The following is a 19895-nucleotide window of genomic DNA, read 5'->3' on the forward strand; positions in this document are numbered from 1 at the left end:
CTGCATATGAACCTGATCGAAATCCGCGACCTCTGCGTCGCTTTCAGCGGCCAGACCGTGGTGCACAACCTGAGCCTGGACGTACGCCCCGGCGAGTGCCTGGCGTTGGTGGGCGAGTCCGGCTCCGGCAAATCGGTGACGGCCCATTCGATTTTGCAACTGCTGCCCGAGGCCGGCACCGACACCCGCGGCTCCGTGAAGTATCACGGCCAGGAACTGATCGGCGCCTCGGCGTCGACCTTGCAGAAACTGCGCGGCAACCGCATTGCGATGATCTTCCAGGAGCCGATGACCTCGCTTAACCCGCTGCACAGCATCGAAAAACAGATCGGCGAAACCTTGCTGCTGCATAAGGGCCTGGGCGGCAAGGCGGCGCAGGCACGCATCCTCGAATTACTACAGCTGGTGGGTATCCAGAAACCCCAGGAACGCCTCAAGGCCTATCCACACCAACTCTCGGGGGGCCAGCGCCAACGGGTGATGATCGCCATGGCCCTGGCCTGTGAGCCGCAATTGCTGATCGCCGACGAACCGACCACCGCCCTCGACGTGACCGTGCAGCGCAAGATCCTGCTGCTGCTCAAGTCCCTGCAACAACGCCTGGGCATGTCGCTGCTGTTGATCAGCCATGACCTCAACCTGGTGCGCAGCATTGCCCAACGCGTGTGCGTGATGCATGCCGGCGAGATTGTCGAGCAGGCAGACTGCGAGACCTTGTTCACGGCGCCACAACATCCCTATAGCCGCCTGTTGCTGGACGCCGAACCGTCCGGCGATGTGCTGTGCAGCGAGCCACGGGAGACCGTGCTGGAAGTGAACGACCTGAGCGTGCAATTCCCCCTTGGCGGCGGCCTGTTCCAGCGCAAGACCTACCTGCGCGCAGTGGATGGCATCAGCCTCAGCGTGCAGCGCGGCAAGACCCTGGGGATTGTCGGCGAGTCCGGTTCGGGCAAGTCCACCCTCGGCCAGGCGATCCTGCGTCTGCTGGATTCCACCGGCAGCATCCGCTTCCAGGGCGAGGCCCTCGACCCGCTCAACCACAAACAGATGCGCCCGTGGCGCAAGCAGATGCAAGTGGTGTTCCAGGATCCCTACGGCAGCCTCAGCCCGCGCATGTCGGTGCAGCAGATCATCAGCGAAGGCCTGGAGGTGCATGCGCCGTGCAGCGTGGCCGACCGCGACGCGCAAGTGATCCAGGTGCTCAAGGACGTGGGCCTCGACCCCGCCAGTCGCCATCGCTTCCCCCATGAATTCTCCGGCGGCCAGCGCCAACGCATCGCTATCGCCCGCGCGCTGGTGCTCAAGCCGGCGCTGATGCTGCTGGACGAACCCACCTCCGCCCTTGACCGCACGGTACAGAAGCAGGTCGTAGCGTTGCTGCGCGAGTTGCAGGAAAAGTACGGCCTGACCTACCTGTTTATCAGCCATGACCTCGCCGTGGTGCGCGCCATGGCCCATGACATGATTGTGATCAAGGACGGCAAGGTAGTGGAACACGGGCCGAGCCATGACGTGTTCGAAGCGCCGCAGCACCCGTATACCAAAGAACTGCTGGCGGCGGCCGGCGGGCTGTCGTCATGAGTACCAGCCTCAAGGACTACCAACAGGTTCGTGGCCTGGCGATCCAGTCGCTGTTCGAGATCATCGAGCAGTCCAGCGAAGGCACGGTGATTGTCGACCGCGACGCCAATATCGTCTGGATGAACGAGCGCTACGCCAAGCGCTTCGGCCTCAACAGCGCCGATGAAGCCATCGGCCAGCCGTGCGAGCGGGTGATTTCCAACAGCCTGTTGCGCCAGGTGGTGCGCACCGACCGGCCGATTCTGCTGGACATCCAGGACACCCCCAAAGGCCCGCTGGTGGTGATGCGCCTGCCGATCCACAACGATGCCGGGGCGGTGATCGGGGCGATTGGTTTTGCCTTGTTCGATGAGCTGCGCAACCTGTCGCCGCTGATCGAACGCTACCTGAGCATGCAGCAGGAACTGGCCTCCACCCGCTCGTTGCTGCGCTCACGCCAGAGCAAGTACAACTTCGCGCACTTTATTGGCACCAGCGCCGCCAGCCTCGAAGTCAAACGCCGTGCGCGGCGCAGCGCGAGCGCCGAGTCGCCAGTGCTGCTGCTGGGCGAAACCGGCACCGGCAAGGAGCTGTTGGCCCAAGCGATTCACGGTGCTTCGCCGCGTGCGCACAAAGCCTTTGTCAGCATCAACAGTGCCGCGATTCCCCATGACCTGCTGGAAGCCGAATTCTTCGGCACCGCGCCGGGGGCCTTTACCGGTGCCGATCGCAAGGGCCGTCCGGGTAAATTCCAGATTGCCCAGGGTGGCACGCTGTTCCTCGATGAAATCGGCGATATGCCGCTGCCGCTGCAAAGCAAGCTGCTGCGGGTGTTGCAGGAAAAGGAATTCGAACCGGTGGGTTCCAACGAGATGCTGCACAGCGACGTGCGGGTGATCGCGGCGACGTCCATGGACCTGGAAGCGGCGATCAAACGCGGCGAGTTCCGTGCGGACTTGTATTACCGCCTGAATGTGCTGCCGATCCAAGTGCCACCGCTGCGTGAGCGGCTGGAGGATATTCCGGCACTGAGCGAAGCGATCCTCGAAGAGCTGCGCAGCCAACATGAACTGGACCGCGAGGCACTGGCGTTGCTGGCGCAACATGCGTGGCCAGGGAATATCCGCGAGCTGCGCAACGTGCTGGAGCGGGCGGCGTTACTGAGCGATGACCTTGTGTTGAACGCCAGCGAAATTCGTGCGGCGATTGGCACGTTCAGCCCGGTGGAACGCGGTGCGGTGGACACGGTTGAGGGGGAGACGTTTGCAGCGGCGCGGGCGCGGTTTGATCGGCAGGTGATTGCGGCGGCGCTCGAGGCGTGTGGTGGGAATGTGGTGGAGGCGGCCAGGCGCCTGGGGCTGGGGCGGTCGACGCTGTACAAGAAGATGGTGGCGCTGGGGATCGCCTAATCTTCAAACAGAGACAAAATTCTCCATACAAAGACACTCCCTGTGGGAGGGGGCTTGCTCCCGATAGCATCAGATCAGTCAACACATCTGCAGGCTGATGCACCGCTATCGAGGGCAAGCCCCCTCCCACATTTGATCCGTGCTTGTCTCCATATTGAGACAATACTCAAAATCCATCAAAAGAAATCATAAAATATTCATATATTTCAACAGCTTGAAAACATGGCACACATCTCGCTAGAGCCTTCCCAAAGCTTCACCCACAAAAATAACAATCCGATGGAGACACACCATGAGTGTGATCATTGCCCTGGCCGCGCTTGCGCTGCTGATGCTGGCTGCCTACCGTGGCTATAGCGTTATCCTGTTTGCCCCCATCGCCGCCCTCGGCGCCGTGCTGCTCACCGACCCATCCGCCGTCGCCCCTGCCTTTACCGGGGTGTTCATGGAGAAAATGGTCGGCTTCATCAAACTGTATTTCCCGGTGTTCCTGCTCGGTGCGGTGTTCGGCAAGCTGATCGAGCTGTCGGGCTTCTCGCGTTCTATCGTGGCCGCAGCGATCCGCCTGCTCGGCACCCGCCAGGCGATGCTGGTGATCGTGCTGGTCTGCGCCCTGCTCACCTACGGCGGCGTGTCGCTGTTTGTGGTGGTGTTCGCGGTGTACCCGTTCGCGGCGGAGATGTTCCGCCAGAGCAATATCCCCAAGCGCCTGATCCCGGCGACCATCGCCCTCGGTGCGTTTTCGTTCACCATGGACGCCCTGCCCGGCACGCCGCAGATCCAGAACATCATCCCCAGCACCTTCTTCAACACCACTGCCTGGGCGGCGCCGTGGTTGGGCCTGATCGGCACGATCTTCGTGTTCTGCGCCGGCATGCTCTACCTGGCGCGCCAGCGCAACAAGGCCCAGCGCGCGGGTGAAGGCTATGGCACCGAGTTGCGCAACGAGCCTGAGACCGCCGAGAACATTGCCCTGCCCAACCCCTGGATCGCGCTGTCGCCGCTGCTCCTGGTGGGCGTGATGAACCTGCTGTTCACCCACTGGATCCCGCAGTGGTACGGCAAGACCCACAGCCTCAGCCTGCCGGGCATGAGCGCGCCGGTCACCACTGAAATCGCCAAGCTCACCGCGATCTGGGCAGTGCAGGCGGCGTTGCTGGTGGGCATCATCATGGTGCTGGTGTTTGGCTGGGCGGCGATCAAAAGCAAGCTCGCCGAGGGCAGCAAAAGCGCAGTCAGCGGCGCGTTGCTGGCGGCGATGAACACCGCTTCCGAATATGGCTTTGGTGCAGTCATCGCCTCGCTGCCGGGTTTTCTGGTACTGGCGGACTGGCTCAAGGGCATCCCCAACCCGCTGGTCAACGAAGCGATCACCGTGACCCTGCTGGCCGGTATCACCGGCTCTGCGTCCGGTGGCATGAGCATCGCCCTGGCGGCCATGTCCGAGAGCTTTATTGCGGCGGCCCATGCGGCCAATATCCCCCTTGAAGTGCTGCACCGGGTCGCCGCCATGGCCAGCGGCGGCATGGACACCCTGCCCCACAACGGCGCGGTGATCACGCTGCTGGCGGTGACTGGCCTGACCCACCGCGAAGCCTACAAGGACATTTTCGGCATCACGATTATCAAGACCCTCGCGGTGTTCGTGGTGATCGGTACTTTCTACGCCACCGGCATTGTGTGAGGTTTTCATGACGACTTTGAACGGCAAGACCGCCCTGGTTACCGGCTCTACCAGCGGCATTGGCCTGGGCATCGCCCTGAGCCTGGCCAAGGCGGGCGCCAACCTGATCCTCAACGGCTTCGGCGACGCCAGCGCGGTGGTCGCCCAGGTGCAGGCGTTCGGCGGCAAGGTCGGCCACCACCCGGCGGACGTCAGCGACCCGGCGCAGATAGCGGACATGTTCGCCTACGCCGAGCGTGAGTTCGGCGGTGTCGACATTCTGGTCAACAACGCCGGCATCCAGCATGTGGCGGCGGTGGAGGACTTTCCGGTAGAACGTTGGGACGCGATCATCGCCATCAACCTATCGTCGGTGTTCCACAGTACGCGCTTGAGCCTGCCAGGCATGAAGGCCAAGGGGTGGGGGCGTATCGTCAACATCGCCTCGGTGCACGGCCAGGTCGGCTCGGTGGGCAAGGCCGCGTATGTGGCGGCCAAGCACGGCGTGATCGGCTTGACCAAGGTGGTGGGCCTGGAGACCGCCACCAGTAACGTCACCTGCAATGCGATCTGCCCCGGCTGGGTGTTGACGCCGCTGGTGCAGAAGCAGATTGATGATCGCGTGGCCAACGGCGTCGATCCGCAGCAGGCGCAGCATGATCTGCTGGCGGAGAAACAGCCGTCGCTGGAGTTTGTGACGCCGTCGCAGTTGGGTGAGCTGGTACTGTTCTTGTGCAGCGAGGCCGGTGCCCAGGTGCGGGGCGCGGCGTGGAACATTGATGGCGGCTGGCTGGCCCAATAAATCAAACACAGAAAATCAATCTGTTGATTGTTAGATTCATACAAAAGAATAAGAGACCTTGCTGATGTCCGAGATTCTCTGGCAACCCTCCCCGGAACGCATCCACAACACACGGATGGACCAGTTCCGGCGCTTTATCAATGATCGCCACGGCGTGCAGCTCAGCGACTACCCGGCCCTGCATCAGTGGAGCATCGACCAGCGTCCGGACTTCTGGCAGGCGATCGTCACGTTCTTTGATGTGCAGTTTCGCAGCCCGCCCAGCGCGGTGTTGATTGAAGACGCCGAGATGCCCAGCGCCCAGTGGTTTCCGGGCGCGACCCTGAATTTTGCCGAACACCTGCTGCGTCGACGCGACGATCACCCGGCCGTGGTCGCGATCAGCGAAGACGGCCAGCGCGAACAACTCACCTATGCCGAGCTGGCCGCCCATGTCGCCGGCCTGCAAGACAGCCTGCGGGCGGCCGGGGTCGGCAGCGGCGACCGGGTGGCCGCCTGCATGCCCAACACCTGGCAAACCCTGGTCGGCATGCTCGCCACCACCAGCCTGGGCGCGATCTGGTCGTGCTCCTCACCAGACTTCGGCACCCAAGGCGTCATCGACCGTTTTGGCCAGATCGAGCCCAAGGTGCTGATCACCTGCGCCGGGTACCGCTACGCCGGCAAAACCATCGACCAAAGCGCCAAGCTCAATGAGATCCTAGAACGCCTGCCGTCCCTGGAGCAATTGATCATCGTCCCGTATGCACGGCCCCAGGCCTGCGTCGAGGACTATCAGACCCCGGCCCGCGTTGCGCTGTGGAATGACTTCTACCAACCCGGCGGCGAGCCTGCGTTCGTCGCGGTGCCGTTCGATCACCCGCTGTACATCCTCTATTCCAGCGGCACCACCGGCGTGCCCAAATGCATCATCCATGGCTCCGGCGGCGTGCTGCTCACCCACCTCAAGGAACACGGCCTGCACGCGGACATAGCCCGCGAGGACTGCCTGTTCTACTACACCACCTGCGGCTGGATGATGTGGAACTGGCTGGTCTCGGTGCTGGCGATCGGGGCCACGGCGGTGCTGTATGACGGCTCGCCGTTTCATCCCGGCCCGGAACGCTTGATCGACCTGATCGACGCGGAAAAGATCAGCGTGTTCGGCACCAGCCCCAAGTTCCTCGCCACCCTGGAAAAGGCCGGGCTGCAACCGCGCCTGAGCCACGACCTGAGCAGCCTCAAAGGCCTGATTTCGACCGGCTCGCCCCTGTCGCCCCAGAGTTACGACTACGTGTACCGCGAGATCAAGGCCGAGCTGTGCCTGTCATCGATGTCTGGCGGCACCGACATCGTCTCCTGCTTTGTGATCGGCAACCCGGTGCTGCCGGTGCGGCGCGGTGAAATGCAATGCAAGAGCCTGGCGATGGCTATCGAGGTGTGGGACGACCGGGGCCAACCGTTGCTCGGGGAAAAAGGTGAACTGGTGTGCACCCGCCACTTCCCGGCGATGCCCATCGGTTTGTGGCACGACCCCGGCCAGAAGAAGCTGCGCGCCTCGTATTTCAGCCAGTTTCCCGGCGTGTGGGCCCAGGGCGACTACGCCGAGCTACGCCCCAACGGCAGCCTGCTGATTCACGGCCGCTCCGACGCGGTGCTCAACCCCGGCGGCGTGCGCATCGGCACTGCAGAGATTTATCGCCAGGTGGAAAAAGTCCCGCAGGTGCTGGAGAGCCTGGCCATCGGCCAGCGCTGGCAGGACGATGTGCGCGTGGTGCTGTTTGTGCGTCTCGATGACGGGATCGAACTGGACGAAGCCCTGGAGCACCAGATCCGCCAGGTCATACGCGCCAACACCACGCCGCGCCATGTGCCGGCGAAGATCCTCGCCGTCAGCGATATTCCCCGCACCATCAGCGGCAAGATCGTCGAACTGGCGGTGCGCAACGTGGTGCACGGCGAGCCGGTGAAAAATACCGACGCGCTAGCCAATCCGGAGGCCCTGGCGCAGTTTCGCGACCGCCCTGAGCTGGCGTGAAGATGAAAGGTTTCAGCCTTAAAGCACTCATTTGAAGACAACCCCCCAATGCATGCTATTTTTCGAGGGTAGTCACCCATAGGTTTCCCACGGGATAATGGGTGTTGTCATTTTTCAAAGCGTTACGCTCAGGGCTTTTTATGAAGGGAACAACCACCGGTAGCGAAGCCGCTGCATTGATTGCGCGGCTGGACTGGGCACACAGCCCCCTCGGTGAGGCCAATGATTGGCCGCAAAGCCTGCGCACAGCCGTGGACATCGTCATCCACTCACCGATGCCGATGCTCCTGCTGTGGGGCAACCAACTCACCCAACTCTACAACGACGGCTTCGCCCTGCTGGCGGGCAACAAGCACCCCGAGGCCATGGGCCAGCCGGCGCACCAGACCTGGCCGGAACTCGAAAGCTTCACCGCGCCGATCTACGACGCCGTACTGACCGGCCAGGTGCGTACGTTCAGCGAGCAGCGTTTCGTCCTGCAACGCAACAATCGCGACACTGAAATCTGGCTGGACCTGACCTACAGCCCGATCCGCGATGAAAGTGGCAGCGTGGCTGGCATCCTGGTCACGGCCATCGAAACCAACGAGCGCCGCAAGGCCCAACACAACACCGAACAACGCCTGCAACTGGCCCTGGCCGCCACCGACGCGGTGGGCACCTGGGATTGGGATATTGGCGAAGACCGCTTTATCGCCGACGCGCACTTCGCCTACCTCCACGGCGTCGACCCGAGCGAGTCCGACCAGTTGCCAATCAGCGATTACCTGCTGGGCGTGCATCCCGAAGACCGGGGCACAGTGACGCGCAGCATCAAGCACTGCATCACCCACGGCACCGAATACGCCGAGGAATACCGCCTGCAACAAGCCGACGGCCAGGTGCGCTGGGTGTTCGCGCGCGGACGTTGCTACAAGGATCACCAGGGCCGCCCGGCGCGCTTCCTCGGCGCGGCACTCGACCTCACCGAGCGCAAGCACACCGAGCAGGCCCTGCGCCAGAGCCAGACAGAGCTGCAGTTGATCATCAACGCCATGCCGGTACTGATCGGCTACGTCGACCATGAGCAGCGCTTTCGCCTGAACAACAGCGCCTACCTTGACTGGTACGGCATGACGCCCCAGGAGCTGTACGGCAAGACCATCCGCGAGGTGCTCGGCGACGAGGTGTATGCCGGGCGCGAAGACAAGATCGCCGCCGCGCTCAAGGGCAAGTCCTGCAGCTTCATGACCATTACCCCCCATCGCGATGGCCGGCCGCGCCACGCGTTGATGAAATACCTGCCACGCTTCAGCAACGACGGTTCGGTCAACGGTTTCTACATCTTTGTGATCGATGAAACCGAACGCAAACTCACCGAAGAAGCCCTGCGCCACCTCAACGAGAACCTCGAAGAACGCGTGGCCCAGCGCACCCAGGCGCTGGCCGAAGCCAACGAACGCCTGCAAAACGAGATGTTCGAGCGTGAGCGCGCCGAAGACGCCCTACGCCATGCGCAGAAGATGGAAGCGGTGGGCCAGCTCACCGGCGGTATCGCCCATGACTTCAACAATATGCTTACCGGCATCATCGGCAGCCTGGACCTGATGCAGCGCTACATCGCCGCCGGGCGCAGCGAGGAGATCGGCCGGTTTACCGATGCCGCCGTGTCCTCGGCCCATCGCGCGGCCGCCCTCACCCACCGGCTGCTGGCGTTCTCGCGGCGCCAGTCGCTGGACCTTCGCCCGTTGGATCCCAACCAGTTGGTGGCGTCCCTGGAGGAGCTGTTCCAACGCACCAAGGGCGCGCATATCACCCTCAAGGTACAACTGGGCCACGATATCTGGCCGGTCAACACCGACGCCAGCCAACTGGAAAACGCCCTGCTCAACCTGGTGATCAACGCACGCGACGCCATGCCCGACGGCGGCGAACTGCTGATCGAAACCGCCAACAGTTACCTGGACGGTACCGACATCACCACCCTCGAACCGGTCAGGGCCGGCGACTACGTGATGCTCGGCGTGTGTGACAACGGCAGCGGCATGGCACCGAAGATTCTCGCCAAGGCGTTCGACCCCTTCTTCACCACCAAACCCATCGGCCAGGGCACGGGCCTGGGGCTGTCGATGATCTATGGGTTTGCCCAGCAGTCCGGTGGCCACGTGACCATCCAGAGCGAACCGGGCCAGGGCACCTGCGTGCGCCTGTACCTGCCGCGCCTGCACGGCACCTCCCTGGAGAGCAACCTGCCCACGCATCTGGGCGAAGCGCCGGTAGCCCTTGCCGGTGAGGCGGTGGTGGTGGTCGAGGACGACCCGGCGGTGCGCATGCTGGTGGTCAACGTACTCGACGAGTTGGGCTACACCGCGCACCAGGCCGCGGATGCGCGGGCGGCGCTGCCGTTGCTGGAGTCGGATTTGCGCGTGGACCTGCTGGTGACCGACGTCGGCCTGCCCGGCATGAACGGCCGCCAGTTGGCGGAGATCGCCCGCCAGCATCGGCCGGGCCTCAAAGTGCTGTTCATGACCGGCTACGCGGAAAAAGCCGCCGAGCGCCAGGGCTTCCTGGAGGACGGCATGGACATGGTCGCCAAGCCATTTTCCATCGACGTGCTGGCGACCAAAATCCGCAGCATGATCAGCGTCGACGGTTCAGTTCAGGCATAATCGCGCGCCGTCGCACACCTGGTAGAGATCAATGAAAGCCCAAGCCCGCCATATCCTGGTGAAAACCAGCGAAGAAGCCGAACAACTCAAGCAGCGCATTGCCAAGGGCGAAGCCTTTGATGTGCTGGCCAAGAAGTACTCCACTTGCCCGTCCGGCAAGCGCGGCGGCGATTTGGGTGAAGTGCGGCCTGGGCAGATGGTCGGGGCGATTGATGCAGTGATCTTCAAGAAGCCGGTGAAGGTGGTTCACGGGCCGATCAAGAGCAAGTTTGGCTATCACCTGGTGCAGGTGTTTTATCGCGATTGAGGCGTTGACTTAAGACTGCTATCGGGAGCAAGCCCCCTCCCACACTTGACCGCATTTCATCTGGACGAATGCGGTCAACTGTGGGAGGGGCGGTGCGACGATTCGACTTGCTCCCGATCCGCCGCAGGCGGCCATTCACCTACTCCCTGGGGATCAGCGCACCCGGCACCTGAATGACACGGCTCGCCAACCGATGTCCGGCCAACGCCGCCTCCTGCGGCGAACCGCCCTTGAGCCGACTGGCCAGGTACGCCGCACTGAACGAATCCCCCGCCGCCGTGGTGTCCACCACCTTCTCCACCTTCAGCGCCGGCACAACAAAGCGCTCACCGTCGCAACGGATCAAACACGCATCCGCACCGCGCTTGAGCACCACTTCCGCAATCGCCGGATAGGCCGCAAATACCTGTTCACTGTTGGCATAGCCAAAGAGCGCACGCTCGTCGTCCTCGGTCAGCAAGGCGATATCCACCTCGGCCAGTACGGCGCGATAAGCCTCACGGGCAACGTCCACCGTGGCCCACAGCCGTGGCCGGTAGTTGTTGTCGAACACCACTTTGCCGCCACGCCGGCGTGTTTCGATCAGGGCCTTAAGCAAACGCGCGCGCCCACTTTCACCGAGTACCGCCAGGGTAATGCCGCTGAAATACACCACGTCGTACCCCGGCAATGCCGCCAGGATCGGTTCGGCTGCCGGCGTGGTAAAGCAGTCGCGCACGGCCGCTTCGTTGCGCCAGTAGAGAAATTTGCGCTCGCCGTTGGCATCGGTCTGTATGCAGTACAAACCGGGCAGACGCCCAGGCAGGCGCTGGACCCTCTCCAGCCCAAGACCCTCTTCTTGCCATTGCTGGCACATGGCATCGCTGAAGCTGTCATCGCCCAGGGCGGTGACGTAGTCGACGGTGCCGACATCGCCCAGCTCACGGCGCAGGTACACCGCCGCGTTCAAGGTGTCGCCGCCGAAGCTTTGTTGCAGGCTGCCGTCGGCGCGGTGTTGCAGTTCGATCATGCATTCGCCGATCAGGGCGATGCGTGGAGAGGCGGTGGTCATTGTTTACACTCAGAAACGGGTTTCCAGGGACTCGATCACCTGCAACTGCTCATCCACCAGGCAGCCCACCTGCCATTTGTCGAAGGTCAGGCAAGGGTGCGAGGTGCCAAAGGAAATGATGTCGCCAATGCGCAGCTCGACACCTGCCGCGACGGTCATGAAGGCGTGTTGGTCCATCACCGCGGTGACGGTGCAGGCGCTCACATCATCGCCTTCCGCCGGTAGGATCCCGGCCCGGTAGCGTTTGAGCGGCACCGGCAAACCGGCGTCGTAGGCCACGTCGCGCTTGCCCAGGGCGATCACCGCAAAGCCAGGCTCAGGCAACGACTGCACATGGGCCCAGACTTCGAGGGCCGGACGCAGGCCTTCATGAAGGTCGCTGCGGCGGTCGAGCACACAGCATTGCGCCGCTTTGTAGATGCCATGGTCGTGCGCCACGTAGCTGCCGGGGCGCAGCACGCTGAGGAAACGGCCGGCGGCGTTTTGCGTCTCGAAGGACTCGGCGATCAGGTCGTACCAGGCCGAACCTGACGCAGTGATAATGGGCTTGGGCAGGTCGAAGGAACCATTGTTTTGCAGGTCGACAGCCAGGCGCACCAAACTGGCGGCGAAGTCGCGGATGCCGCTGATGGCGTGCTCGCCGTGGATCACGCCTTCATAACCTTCGATACCGGTGAGGGCCAGGGCCGGTTGGGCCTTGATCGCCTTGGCCAGGTCGCGCACTTCCTGCTCGCTGCGGCAACCGCAACGGCCGCCGACCACGCCGTACTCGATCATCACGTTCAGGCGCAGGCCACGGGCGGCGAAGAACAGGCCCAGGTCGGCGACGTTGTCCGGGTGGTCAACCATGCAGTGGAAGTCAAAATCCTTGTCGGCCAGCAGGTCGGCGATCAACGCCATGTTCGGCGCGCCCACCAACTGGTTGGCCATCAGCACGCGGCGCACGCCACCGGCATAGGCGGCGCGGGTCTGCACCGCGCTGGCCAGGGTGATGCCCCAGGCGCCTTGGGCGATCTGGCGCTGGAACAGCGCGGGCATCATGCTGGTTTTGCCATGGGGCGCGAGTTCGGCGCCGCTGTTGCTGACAAAGTCCTGCATCCAGCGAATGTTGTGTTCCAGAGCGTCGCGGTGCAGCACCAGGGCGGGCAGGCTGACGTCGCGGACCAAGTGGGCACCGACGGCAGCGGCGCCCTTTTCAACGGCATTGATGGCAGACATGGAAAACTCCTATTCGTTGATGCGACGGGCCAGGTTGTTGGCGCTGTCGATCAACACCCGGCGATAGTCGTTGTAGTTTTTGCTGGCATCCGCCCGTGGGGCGACGATGCACAGGGTCGCAATGCTGACGCCCTGCGCGTCCCGGACCGGGGCGGCGAAGCAGTGGGTAAAGGTGTCGGCCACGCTGTCGAAGGAAAAGAAGCCATCGAGGGTGGCCTGGCGGATTTGCGCGAGGAAGGTCTCCAGCGGCAGGCGCTGGCCATCCGGCAGGATAAAGTCGTCGTGGTCGATCAGGTCGATGATCTGCTGGTCGCTCAAGTGCCCCAGTAACAGGCGCCCGGACGCCGTCCATGGGATCGGCGCGTCTTCACCGATGTCCGAGGAAATGCGGAAATGCCGCTCGCCTTCACGCATCAGCGCCACCGTGTATTTGCGCCCGTTGAGCAGGCACATCTGCGCGGTTTCGTGGGTCTGGCTAACGATCTCCTGCAAGGCGTGGTCGGCCTCGCGGGTCAGGTCGAAATGGCGCAGGTGCGCCTGGCCGAGGAAGTACAACTGACGGCCGAGGTAGACGTGACCGTCCTTGCCCACGGTTTCGAGGATGCGCCGCTCCAACAAGGAGGCGACCAGCTCGTAGACGGTGGATTTGGGACTGCCGATGCCGCTGGCAATATCATTCGGGCGCAGGGGCTGGCCGACTTCCTTGAGAAAATCGAGGATATCGAATGCACGGTCCAGGCCTTTGGCGCGGCGTTTGATGGTGTCTTCGGTCATGGCAATTTCGGTCCGGTCGAAATGGTAGGGCTGGCGCAGGTCCACTGTGGGAGGGGGCAAGCCCCCTCCCACATTTGATCTCTGGTGGGCTTAAGAGTGGGGCAATTTAGCCCTTTTTCTTGTAGGCCACGCAATCAATCTCGACTTTGCAGTCCACCATCATGTTGGCCTGCACGCAGGCCCGCGCCGGGGCGTGTTCCGGGGTGAAGTACTCGCCGAAGACCTTGTTGAAACTCCAGAAGTCCCGCGGGTCTTCCAGCCACACGCCCACCCGCACCACGTCTTTCAACTCGTAGCCGGCTTCTTCGAGGATCGCCACCACGTTGCGCATGGTCTGGCGGGTTTGCTCGATGATCCCGCCGCTGATGATTTCGCCGTCCACCGCAGGCACTTGGCCCGAGACGTACAACCAGCCGTCCGCTTCCACAGCGCGGGCGAAGGGACGAGGCTGGCCACCGCCGGCAGTACTGCCGGCTCCGTAACGAGTGATGCTCATAAAACTTTGCTCCTGATTAAAAACGAATGTTCTTGAGAAATTCCGCCAGGCGCGGCGATTGCGGCCGCTCGAAGATGGCCTTCGACGAGCCCTGCTCTTCAATCCGGCCCTGGTTCATGAAGACGATCTGATCCGAGACTTCATAGGCAAAACGCATTTCGTGGGTGACCAGCAACATGGTCATGCCCTCTTCCGCCAGGCCCTTGATCACGCTGAGCACCTCACCCACCAATTCCGGGTCGAGGGCCGAGGTGACTTCGTCGAACAGCATCAGGCTGGGGTTCATCGCAATCGCGCGGGCAATCGCCACACGCTGCTGCTGGCCGCCGGACAACTGGCCGGGGAAGTGGTTGCGGCGCTCCAAAAGTCCTACGCGATCCAACCATTTTTCCGCGAGCGCTACTGCCTCGTCCTTAGGCATTTTCTTAACTTTCAATAAGCCCAGGGTCACGTTCTGCAACGCGCTCAAATGTGGGAACAGGTTGAACTGCTGGAACGCCATGCCGGTCATCGCCCGGTGCTGGGCGATCACGCGCTCGGGGTGACGCACGCGCTTGCCGCCGATCTCGCTGTAGCCGATGGACTCGCCGTCCAGGGTGATCTGCCCACCCTGGAATTCTTCCAGCAGGTTGACACAACGCAGCAGTGTGGTCTTGCCCGAGCCGCTGGAGCCGATCAACGTCACCACGTTGCCGCGCTGCATGGACAGGTCGACGCCCTTGAGCACTTCAACCTCGCCGTATTGTTTACGCAGGCCGCGAATGTCCAGCAGCGGTTGGGTTGTTTGAGGTTGGTTCATGGCAAGGCCACCCGCTTTTCAATGTAGCGCCCGAATAACTCGATGGCGTAGTTGATGACAAAGAACAGAAACCCGGCGAACAGGTAGAACTCCAGGGTCATGAAGGTACGCGCGATCACTTGCTGGGTGCTCAACAGCAATTCGGCGACGCCGATCACCGAGAGCAAGGTCGAGGCCTTGACGATTTCCGTCGAGGAATTGACCCAGGTCGGCAGGATCTGCCGCAGTGCCTGGGGCAACAGCACGTAGGCGAGTGACTGCCGGAATGTCAGGCCAATCGCCTTGCCGGCTTCCAACTGCCCACGGGGAATGGCTTGCAGCGCACCGCGCACGATTTCCGAAACGTGGGAACCGCAGAACAACGTGAGCCCGACGGCGCCGGCCTGGAATGCGCTGATTTTCCAGCCGAGCGCCGGCAGCATGTAGAAACACGCCAGCACCAGCACAAACACCGGGGTGCCACGGATCAAATCGACATACAGGCGAAACGGCGCACGCATCCAGAACTTGCCATACGTCAGCACCAGCCCGGCGAAGATACCGATCAGGGTGCCAAAGATAATCGCCAGCACCGAGCAATAAATGCTGGTCTGAAACCCCGCCCAGAGGGTATCCCGGGCGATCCACAACTCATGCAGCCAGCTGGGAGACTCGTACATGGAAACCCTCCTTAACGACGGATCGCCAGACGCTGTTCCAAGTAACGGAGCAGCATGGCAATGAGGTAACAGGCCGCCACGTAGAGCGCGGTCGTGACCAGCCAGGTTTCAATCACCCGGTAGCTTTCGACGTTGATCTTGCGGGCGTAATAGGTCAGCTCGGGCACCGCGATGGCGGCGGCCAGCGAGGTATCCTTGAACAGCGAAATGAAGTTGTTGGACAGCGCGGGCAACACGTTGCGCAGCATCACCGGCACGGTGATATAGGCGCGGATCCGCCATTCACCCAGGCCGATGGCCAAGCCGGCTTCGCGCAAGCCCTTGGGAATATTCAACAGCCCGGCGCGGAACACCTCGGTCAGGTAGGCACCGGCGTACAGCGACAGGGTGATGATGAACGACGGGATCTTGTCCAGGCGGATGCCCAGGCTGGGTAAGGCGAAGTAGATCAACAGGATCAGCACCAGGATCGGCGTATTACGGATCACCGTCACATAGACCGAGGCGAAGATGCGCAACGCGCGGTGCCTGGACAGCATGGCAAACGCCATCAACAGGCCGATCACGCAGCCGATGGCGATCGACAGCAAGGCCAGTTGCAGGCCCAGGCCGAGCCCCGCCAGCAAGGTGTCGAAATCGCGCCACACGGCGGCAAAGTTCAACTGATAGTTCATGGTCAGCAGTACCTGATTGGGGCGCCGTGACGGCCGCCCCGATTATTCCGAATCACTTGAATTCAACAGGGAAACCAATCGCCGGCTCTGGCAGGTCTACACCGAACCACTGCTTGAACGAGGCCTTGTAGGTGGGGAACTCCACACCGGTCATGGCTTCATGCAGCGCGGTATTGACGAAGTTCAGCCAGTCCTGGTCGCCACGCTTGACCGCGCACGCATAGGTTTGCGGGCTCCAGGCGTAGGCCGGGCTGCGGTAGCGGCCGGGGTTCTGCACCATCAGGTACTTGACCGAGGACTGGTCGGTGGCGGCGGCATCGGCGCGGCCGGAGTTCACGGCCTGGTACATCAAGTCGACGCTGTCGTACTGGTCGACCTTGGCCTTGGGCAATGCCTGGTGCACCAGTTCTTCGGCGTACACGTTCTGCAGCACGGCCACGGTGACGCCATCGCCCGCCGCCTGCAGGTCTTCGATTTCCTTGTACTTGCTGTTGTTCGGCAGCAGCAGGCCCACGCCTTCGCGGTAGTACGGCAGCGTGAACGCCACTTGCTGCGCACGGCTGGCGGTGACGGTGATGAACTGGCAGCTCATGTCGACCTTGTCGGTCAGCAGGTTGGGAATGCGGGCGTCGGAGGACTGCACCACAAACTCGACCTTGCTCGGGTCGTTGAACAAGCCCTTGGCCACAATGCGACCGATATCGATATCAAAACCCTGCAACTTGCCATCCGCTCCCTGGAAGTGCCACGGCGCATTGGTACTGCCTGTACCCACGATCAGGTGCCCACGCTTGAGCACATCATCGAGCTTGCTGTCCGCCGCCTGCACGATGCCTGCGAGGGAAGCCGATGCGGCGAAGAGAAAAACACACGCTTTAAACACGGAAGGTCGGTGATGCATGACAAGCACTCCAGGAGTTGTGTATTCCGCTATACCGGAACTTAGTATGTAACAACGGAACAGACAGCAGAAAGTGTGCCACACGTACCGAGTGAAACCTATGGCTTGGATAAATTGCTTAGTAATCAGGTAGATAAATCGCAATCTGAAATGCGGCGTTGCGCCAGCACTTGCAAGCGGATTGCTACCCAAGGCCTCACACGGTGGTGACAGCACGATTCAAGTGCGTCACCGCCCCGTTACTACGCACATCGACAGTGCACTCGCCCGATGGAAAATCCACTGTGCTGGACTAGCCTTTGGCACACCCCTCATGACAAGGACCGCAGTCCGATGAAGTTCAGTCTCACCCTGGTCTTGCTGTGTTTTCTGGCGGCCGGCAGCGCCTCGGCCAACAACGACCGCCGCGAATGCAAAGAAGAACTGCGCAACCTCAAGGAAGCCTTCGACGCCAACTACAGCAGCCAGAATCACCATGGCTATCGCCGCGCCAAGGCGTCCCGTGACAATGAGGAATACCGCAAGTGCGCTAGCCAGGCGCGCAAGGCCCGGGAACGTGCGGAGCGTGATGTGGACCTGTGAAGGTTGACAGTAGACGGTAGTGATCTCGCGGTTTAGCGTGCCAAAAGTGGCACTCCAACCTTCCCAAGGAGATCAGCATGGGCATTGCAACATCGATCATTGCCAGCGCCAAGGACTACCAGCGCACGCTAGCCGAGCACCCCCTGTTGTTCATGCTGTTTGTTTCCCCCCACTGCCCCGCCTGCGCCGAAGCCACCCCGCTGTTTGAGCAGATCGCCAGCAGATACGTCGATCAGGTGAAAAGCATGGTCCTCGACACCGAACACACACCCAGGCATCCGGAGGTCAACGGCACGCCGACCTTACTCATCTTCAAGCAGGGGCAACTTGTAGACAAACTCAAAGGACTTGGCCCCCAGGAGGACCAGGAACACAGGGTGAATGAGCTGTTCAGCCACTACGCTAAAGAGGCTTCGACCCGCTGACTCTCGCCTGGGCGCGAGCATGCGGCACGCGCTCAACGTGCTGTTCTTTTTACTGATAGTGCTTTACCGGAGGGCCACTTACTGGATAATGGCCCAATGCCTTTACTGCGTCACCCTTGACAGACCTCTCCCACTTCCGCTCGCACCGCCTCGGCAGCCAGCGTCACTGCTACAATGGATTTTAAAACCCGTATGGATACTCCGCTTCTTCCGCAAAAACGCCTGAATATCGCAATCACTAAAGTCATGGCCGGCATCAGCGCCACACTGGGCACGATGTGGGCGCTGATCACCTACGTGTTCCCGGACCCCAGCGTGTTTGGTTTTGGCTTTCTCAATTGGAAGAACCTGATCCTGGTGATCAGCGTGTTCCTGTTCTTGGCCGCCCTATCTATCGGCTGGCAGGCACGACGCTTACCTGAGGCGATTAAAGGCACGCTGTCGGTTGCCCTCGCGATACTGCTCGCGGGTGGTTTCTTTATCCTGGGCAGCGAATACGCTAAACCCACTTTCGAGTTTGCCCAGTCGCAAAAGCTGATCATCGAAAATGACGGCGCCAACCTATTTGGTAAACGTATCGAGCTGGTCGATGGCGTGCGTATCGAACTGGTGGAGTGCGAACAAATCGGCCAGTCCCCCAATTGCGTGCTGGAGCTGACCAACACCAATGTGGACCGCGATGTGCGCGACCTCAAGCAGAGCACCCTGTTTGAAAAGACAGGGGGCTCAGTGGATGTCGAACAGTTGCAGGTCGGCCAATCGAAGACAGATCAATGGAACAGCTTCCCTCTGGTACGCAACGTGCCGACCCGCATCACTCTGGTGTTTCAGCCCGTACGCGGCAAATTGGACAGTATCCCGGCGCTCAAGGTCAGGTTCCGCAGCCTTAAAGGCGAGGACAATGTGGTTAAGTTCAGTGGTGTGGCGGTTAACTGAGGGGCATGGATATGAGCGATCCGCTTGACGCAGTGAAACCGGAATCCCCATGGGAAGACACGTTGATTCTGGCTTTCCGAGATATTCAATGGGTGCTACACAATGAAGAACGCGAGAGCCTGATACTGGAGTCGTGCACGGGTTTAATTCCAGAAAAAAATCACTCTCCAGACCCGTGTGATCCTGCAATTCTATTGTCCCTGTATAAAGCTGCCTTGGAATCCATAGCCAAGGACGTCAAGCGCAAACCGATTACACCGCCATTGCTTGCCAAACTTGATGGAAAGGCAGAAAGCGCCGCCGGAGATGTCGTCACCGCCAGTGGAAAACGCTTCTTTCTGATGGAGTTCAAAGCTCATATCGGAGATAAAAGCACTGAGCACACCAAGTTCATCGGTGTATTGATGCGCCTGCTCGATTGTGTAAAACACAAGCGGCTAATCGAGATATCAGAGCGGGGGCACTACTTCGTATCTGCTGATACTCAAGACTCGGACATTCTAAAACCCCTCACGCTTGAAGCCCGCATTTATTACCAGGTTGTCACTCAACCCGCGAGCAATCGCCCTCCAGCCATAGAGATCAGAACACTGCTCCGCGATTCGTCCTACGGATTAACGCTTCAAGAGATGGCGGATTATCTAAGCTTGCTGTGCAGGGTCCATACCGATGGCGCGGGCGGTGGCAAGCACCCTATGAAAGTGGCAATCGCCAGCGACACTGGCGAGTGCTGGCCGGTGTGCGACCTTGGTGAACTGCACAAACTCTCGGCCTTCTTTGATGCCCAGCCATCCATGCCCCAAAGGTCTAACCCCTCGATACCCGCGGGCATGGCTGTTGTCCTGACAAAAAAATTCCAAAACTATGTCGCGCTTGACTCCGATGAAGAACGGGAGAAACACCTCGAAGTGCAATTTAAGAGAAACAAAAACACGGGCCCACAATCTTTCACTCCGAGTCAATGAATGAGCGCG

19 protein-coding genes are annotated in these 19895 nt (G+C 61.4%); 11 read left to right on the forward strand and 8 right to left on the reverse strand.

Annotated features, from left to right (window positions below):
• Positions 1-6 precede the first annotated feature (6 nt).
• The 7 genes from AB1462_RS07260 to AB1462_RS07290 all read left to right on the forward strand — a co-directional run bounded on the left by AB1462_RS07260 (position 7) and on the right by AB1462_RS07290 (position 10406).
• Positions 7-1581 carry an ABC transporter ATP-binding protein gene (locus AB1462_RS07260; RefSeq protein WP_315338477.1) on the forward strand — a complete coding sequence of 525 codons (1575 nt, stop codon included), beginning with the start codon at positions 7-9 and terminating at the stop codon, positions 1579-1581.
• Entirely contained in the window at positions 1578-2969 is a 1392-nt protein-coding gene (locus AB1462_RS07265; RefSeq protein ID WP_367246466.1) for a sigma-54 interaction domain-containing protein, read from the forward strand. The genes AB1462_RS07260 and AB1462_RS07265 overlap by 4 nt, the downstream gene beginning before the upstream one ends.
• Positions 2970-3261: 292 nt before the next feature.
• Positions 3262-4653, forward strand: coding sequence for a GntP family permease (locus tag AB1462_RS07270; RefSeq protein ID WP_090403368.1), 1392 nt, complete (start codon positions 3262-3264; stop codon positions 4651-4653).
• Between the two features lie 7 nt (positions 4654-4660).
• Entirely contained in the window at positions 4661-5434 is a 774-nt protein-coding gene (locus AB1462_RS07275) for a 3-hydroxybutyrate dehydrogenase (RefSeq protein WP_367246467.1), read from the forward strand.
• A 64-nt stretch (positions 5435-5498) separates the two neighbouring features.
• Positions 5499-7451 carry an acetoacetate--CoA ligase gene (locus AB1462_RS07280; RefSeq protein ID WP_367246468.1) on the forward strand — a complete coding sequence of 651 codons (1953 nt, stop codon included), beginning with the start codon at positions 5499-5501 and terminating at the stop codon, positions 7449-7451.
• A 140-nt stretch (positions 7452-7591) separates the two neighbouring features.
• Positions 7592-10099: a PAS domain-containing sensor histidine kinase gene (locus AB1462_RS07285; RefSeq protein WP_090403362.1), complete on the forward strand. Its 2508-nt coding sequence runs from the start codon at positions 7592-7594 to the stop codon at positions 10097-10099.
• A 31-nt stretch (positions 10100-10130) separates the two neighbouring features.
• On the forward strand, positions 10131-10406 hold the full coding sequence (locus AB1462_RS07290; RefSeq protein ID WP_003174397.1) for a peptidylprolyl isomerase: 276 nt from the start codon (positions 10131-10133) through the stop codon (positions 10404-10406).
• Positions 10407-10545: 139 nt separating this feature from the next.
• On the opposite strand, the gene AB1462_RS07295 is transcribed toward AB1462_RS07290, so the two are convergent.
• The 8 genes from AB1462_RS07295 to AB1462_RS07330 form a co-directional block, all read right to left on the reverse strand.
• Positions 10546-11457 carry a sugar kinase gene (locus AB1462_RS07295; protein ID WP_367246469.1) on the reverse strand — a complete coding sequence of 304 codons (912 nt, stop codon included), beginning with the start codon at positions 11455-11457 and terminating at the stop codon, positions 10546-10548.
• Between the two features lie 9 nt (positions 11458-11466).
• The gene (locus tag AB1462_RS07300; RefSeq protein WP_367246470.1) at positions 11467-12675 is read right to left on the reverse strand and encodes an amino acid deaminase; all 1209 of its coding nucleotides are present in this window, start codon (positions 12673-12675) and stop codon (positions 11467-11469) included.
• 9 nt (positions 12676-12684) lie between these two features.
• Positions 12685-13449 carry an IclR family transcriptional regulator gene (locus tag AB1462_RS07305; protein WP_090409928.1) on the reverse strand — a complete coding sequence of 255 codons (765 nt, stop codon included), beginning with the start codon at positions 13447-13449 and terminating at the stop codon, positions 12685-12687.
• Between the two features lie 106 nt (positions 13450-13555).
• Entirely contained in the window at positions 13556-13945 is a 390-nt protein-coding gene (locus AB1462_RS07310) for a RidA family protein (RefSeq protein ID WP_090403356.1), read from the reverse strand.
• A gap of 16 nt (positions 13946-13961) precedes the next feature.
• On the reverse strand, positions 13962-14744 hold the full coding sequence (locus AB1462_RS07315; RefSeq protein ID WP_090403354.1) for an amino acid ABC transporter ATP-binding protein: 783 nt from the start codon (positions 14742-14744) through the stop codon (positions 13962-13964).
• A complete protein-coding gene (locus AB1462_RS07320; RefSeq protein ID WP_090403352.1) occupies positions 14741-15403 on the reverse strand; it encodes an amino acid ABC transporter permease in 663 nt (220 codons plus the stop codon). Before AB1462_RS07320 ends, AB1462_RS07315 begins: the two co-directional genes overlap by 4 nt.
• Positions 15404-15414: 11 nt before the next feature.
• Positions 15415-16077, reverse strand: a complete 663-nt coding sequence (locus AB1462_RS07325) for an amino acid ABC transporter permease (protein WP_090403350.1) — start codon at positions 16075-16077, stop codon at positions 15415-15417.
• Positions 16078-16129: 52 nt separating this feature from the next.
• The gene (locus AB1462_RS07330; RefSeq protein WP_027608633.1) at positions 16130-16978 is read right to left on the reverse strand and encodes a transporter substrate-binding domain-containing protein; all 849 of its coding nucleotides are present in this window, start codon (positions 16976-16978) and stop codon (positions 16130-16132) included.
• A gap of 333 nt (positions 16979-17311) precedes the next feature.
• Between AB1462_RS07330 and AB1462_RS07335 the strand changes: the two genes are divergently transcribed.
• The 4 genes from AB1462_RS07335 to AB1462_RS07350 all read left to right on the forward strand — a co-directional run bounded on the left by AB1462_RS07335 (position 17312) and on the right by AB1462_RS07350 (position 19886).
• Positions 17312-17560 (forward strand): hypothetical protein, encoded by a 249-nt coding sequence (locus tag AB1462_RS07335; RefSeq protein ID WP_259193116.1) that lies wholly within the window; start codon positions 17312-17314, stop codon positions 17558-17560.
• Between the two features lie 77 nt (positions 17561-17637).
• The gene (locus AB1462_RS07340; RefSeq protein ID WP_259193117.1) at positions 17638-17985 is read left to right on the forward strand and encodes a co-chaperone YbbN; all 348 of its coding nucleotides are present in this window, start codon (positions 17638-17640) and stop codon (positions 17983-17985) included.
• Between the two features lie 192 nt (positions 17986-18177).
• Entirely contained in the window at positions 18178-18921 is a 744-nt protein-coding gene (locus AB1462_RS07345; protein WP_367246471.1) for a hypothetical protein, read from the forward strand.
• An 11-nt stretch (positions 18922-18932) separates the two neighbouring features.
• Complete coding sequence (locus AB1462_RS07350; RefSeq protein ID WP_259193120.1) at positions 18933-19886, forward strand: hypothetical protein; 954 nt, start codon at positions 18933-18935, stop codon at positions 19884-19886.
• Positions 19887-19895 lie beyond the last annotated feature (9 nt).

The sequence above is a fragment of the Pseudomonas sp. SB113 genome, assembly GCF_040754745.1.
Classification (GTDB): domain Bacteria; phylum Pseudomonadota; class Gammaproteobacteria; order Pseudomonadales; family Pseudomonadaceae; genus Aquipseudomonas; species Aquipseudomonas grimontii.